This is a genomic window from Nocardia farcinica (genome assembly GCF_029867845.1).
Classification (GTDB): Bacteria; Actinomycetota; Actinomycetes; order Mycobacteriales; family Mycobacteriaceae; genus Nocardia; species Nocardia farcinica_A.
On the sequence record NZ_JARWRU010000011.1, the window covers coordinates 1 to 3636 of the forward strand.

Genomic DNA, 3636 nt, shown 5'->3' on the forward strand with positions numbered 1-3636 from the left:
CCCACAAACCCAAGACCGAAGGAGCACGACCATGATCCGCGAAGCCCTGTCCGCCCTCACCGCCGCCCTCGCCGCCGTCACCATCACCGCCTGCCCGCCCCCCCCCCCCCCCCCCCCCCCCCCCCCCCCCCCGCGGGGCCCCCCCCCCCCCGCCGCGCGCGCCCCCCCCCCCCCCCGCCGGGGGGCCCGGCGTGGCCCCCCCCCCCCCCCGAATCGGGTCGTTCCCGGTCGCCGGGATCAGCCGAGCAGCGCGTCCACGAAGGCGCCCGGCTCGAAGGGGGCCAGATCGTCGGCGCCCTCGCCGAGGCCGACCAGCTTGACCGGCACGCCGAGCTCGTGCTGGACCTGGAAGACGATGCCGCCTTTGGCGGTGCCGTCCAGCTTGGTCAGCACCACGCCGGTGATGTCGACCACCTCGGCGAACACACGGGCCTGCATCAGACCGTTCTGCCCGACGGTGGCGTCGAGCACGAGCAGCACTTCGTCGACGGCGGCCTTCTTCTCCACCACGCGCTTGACCTTGCCCAGCTCGTCCATCAGGCCGGTCTTGGTGTGCAGGCGGCCTGCGGTGTCGATCAGCACCGCGTCCACGCCGCCCTCGATGCCCGCCGAGACGGCGTCGAAGGCCACGGCGGCCGGGTCGGCGCCCTCCTTGCCGCGCACGGTCTCCGCGCCGACCCGCTCGCCCCAGGTCTGCAACTGGTCGGCCGCGGCGGCACGGAAGGTGTCGGCGGCGCCGAGCAGCACCCGCCTGCCGTCGGCGACCAGCACCCGCGCCAGCTTGCCGGTCGTGGTGGTCTTGCCGGTGCCGTTGACGCCGACCACCAGCAGGATCGCCGGGTGGTCGGGATGCGGCAGCGCGTGGATGGAACGGTCCATCTCGGGCCGCAGCGCCTCCACGAGGACATCGCGCAGCACCTGGCGCGCCTGCTCGGGGGTGCGCACACTGCGGGCGCTGATCTCCTCGCGCAGCCGATCCACCACCGCGGCGGTGCTGGCGGTGCCGAGGTCGGCGAGGACGAGAGTGTCCTCGATCTCCTCCCAGGAGTCCTCGTCCAGATCGCCGCCGCCGAGCAGACCGAGCAGGCTCTTGCCGACGGCGTTCTGTGAGCGCGACAGCCTGCCGCGCAGACGGGTCAGCCTGCCCGCGGTCGGCTCGATCTGCTCGAGCGCGGGCGGAGCCTCGGCGCCCTCGGGGGTCGCCGGGACCTCCGGCGCGGTGATCTCCGGCTCGGTCACCGGGGCGGCCGCGGCGGGCGCATCCGTGACCGGCTGATCGGTGACGGAAGCGGGCTCGGTCGGCGCAACCGCGTCGGTGGCGGCCGAACCGGCGGCCGGTTCCTGGGCGGTCGTGCCGCTGTCGGTGCCGCCCGTGGTGTCGGCCGGGGCCGTGTCCGTCGGGGCCGTGTCCGTCGGGGCGGTATCCGTCGGGGTCGTGTCGGCCGGGGCGGTGTCGGGGGGCGCCGCCACGGCGGCACCCGAACCGGTCGGCGCCTCGGCCACGTCGGCGTCGGGCAGCGACACATTGGTGATGCCGCGCCTCGGCGCGTCCCGGGGGATCGCGGCGTCGTCACCGACGTGCGGCTGGCCCTCGGTGTCGGTGCGCTCCAGCTTCGGAGGTTCCGCCCGGTCGCGGCGCACGGGTTCGGCAGGTCTGGTCGCGGTCGCGGAACCCTGGCTGAAGGTGATTCCGCCCGCGGCCGTGTAGCCGCCGGAGCGGTCGGTCAGCTCCTTGGTCTCGGTGGCCGGCGCCGTGATCGAGACGCGACGGCGCTTGTACAGGACGAATCCGGCGACGAACGCCACCAGCAGTAGGGCGGCGATCGCGGCTATCACAATCCAGGCTTCGGCACTCACGACCCCCATCCTTGCAGAACGAGCGGTCCGGTCCGTTCATCGCGCCTGCTCGCCGCCGTGCCGAGCGGACCACGAGCGGCGCTCGGCGCGGATCCGGGACCAGGCACGGGAGCAGACACAGTGACCGACATTTCTTGTCCTGCGGAAGTTGTCGCGAAGGAAACATAGGATCGGCGGCGTGACCGATCGAAACGTGCTTGGGGGGCCGCTGGAAGAGTGCGGCACCGATCCACTCACCGGCTTCTACCGGGACGGCTGTTGCAGCACCGGCCCCGAGGATCTCGGCAGCCATACCGTCTGCACCGTCGTGACCGCGGAATTCCTGGAGCACCAGGCCTCCATCGGCAACGATCTGAGCACCCCGAGACCGGAGAACAACTTCCCCGGCCTGCAGCCAGGCGACCGCTGGTGCGTGGTCGCGGTGCGCTGGCTGCACGCCCACGAGGACGGCGTGGCCGCCCCCGTCGTCCTGGCCGCCACCCATGAGAACGCCCTCGAGGTCATCTCCATGGACATCCTGCGCAAGTACGCCGTCGACGTCCCCGACGACGTCAGCGATCTGCTCTGAACTCCCGGCCCTCGTTTCCCCGGCCCACCGCCCGGCGGTGACCAGCTCGCCGCGGTGCTCAGCCCGACGCGGTGGGGGTGGGCGCCTCCGAGCGCAGACGCTGGGAGATCACCTGGGTGATGCCGTCGCCGCGCATGCTGACGCCGTAGAGCGCGTCGGCGATCTCCATCGTCGGCTTCTGGTGGGTGATGACGATGAGCTGGCTCTTCTCCCGCAACTGCTCGAACAGGCCGATGAGCCTGCGCAGGTTGGTGTCGTCGAGCGCCGCCTCCACCTCGTCCATGACATAGAAGGGTGACGGCCGCGCCCGGAAGATGGCGACCAGCAGCGCCACCGCGGTCAGCGACTTCTCGCCGCCGGACAACAGCGACAGCCGCTTGACCTTCTTGCCCGGCGGCCGGGCCTCCACCTCGATGCCGGTGGTCAGCATGTCGGAGGGATCGGTCAGCAGCAGCCTGCCCTCGCCGCCGGGGAAAAGGGTCGAGAAGACCTGCACGAACTCGCGTTCGACGTCGGCGTAGGCCTCGGTGAACACCTGCAGGATGCGCGCGTCGACCTCGGCGACCACGTCGAGCAGATCCTTGCGCGCACTCTTGACGTCTTCGAGCTGGGTGGCCAGGAAGTTGTAGCGCTCCTCCAGCGCCGCGAACTCCTCCAGCGCCAGCGGGTTGACCTTGCCGAGGGTCGCCAGATCCTTCTCCGCCCGCTTGGCGCGGCGTTCCTGGGTGGCGCGATCGTAGGGCATCGGCTGCGGCGCGGTGACCTGCTCGCCGCGCGCCTTGGCCTGTTCGTACTCGGCCATCTCCAGCTCCGAGGGCGGGAGCGGCACGTCGGGGCCGTATTCGGCGATCAGGTCGTCCAGCGCGATGCCGAACTGTTCGGCGATGGTGGCCTCCAGCTGTTCGATGCGCAGCGCGGCCTGCGCCTTGGCGACCTCGTCGCGGTGCACGGCGTCGGTGAGCTGGGCCAGCTGGCCGGTGAGCACCCGCACCCGCTCCTTGGTCTGCTCGACCCGGGCGGCGCATTCGGTGCGGCGGCGCACCAGCTCGTCGCGGCGCGCGCCTGCCTCCATGACGACCTTCTCCAGCTCGCCCGCGATCCTGGCGCCGGATTCGGCGACCGCCGCGGCGACGGCGGCGGCCCGCTTGCGCGCGGCCTGGGCTCGTTCGGCGCGGGCGCGTGCCTCTCGCTCGGCGCGCGCGGCGCGGCGC

At 72.6% G+C, this 3636-nt stretch carries 3 protein-coding genes; 1 reads left to right on the forward strand and 2 read right to left on the reverse strand.

Annotated elements, in window-relative coordinates; all coding sequences use genetic code 11:
* Window positions 1–237 precede the first annotated feature (237 nt).
* A complete protein-coding gene (gene ftsY / locus QH283_RS00140) occupies window positions 238–1857 on the reverse strand; it encodes a signal recognition particle-docking protein FtsY (protein WP_280500987.1) in 1620 nt (539 codons plus the stop codon).
* A gap of 178 nt (window positions 1858–2035) precedes the next feature.
* Here ftsY and QH283_RS00145 point away from each other — a divergent pair, with 178 nt between their 5' ends.
* Window positions 2036–2425 carry a DUF2237 family protein gene (locus QH283_RS00145; protein WP_019048221.1) on the forward strand — a complete coding sequence of 130 codons (390 nt, stop codon included), beginning with the start codon at window positions 2036–2038 and terminating at the stop codon, window positions 2423–2425.
* 58 nt (window positions 2426–2483) lie between these two features.
* Here QH283_RS00145 and QH283_RS00150 read toward each other — a convergent pair.
* Window positions 2484–3636 (reverse strand): AAA family ATPase (locus tag QH283_RS00150; RefSeq protein WP_280500988.1); only part of this gene is annotated, 1153 nt, incomplete at its 5' end.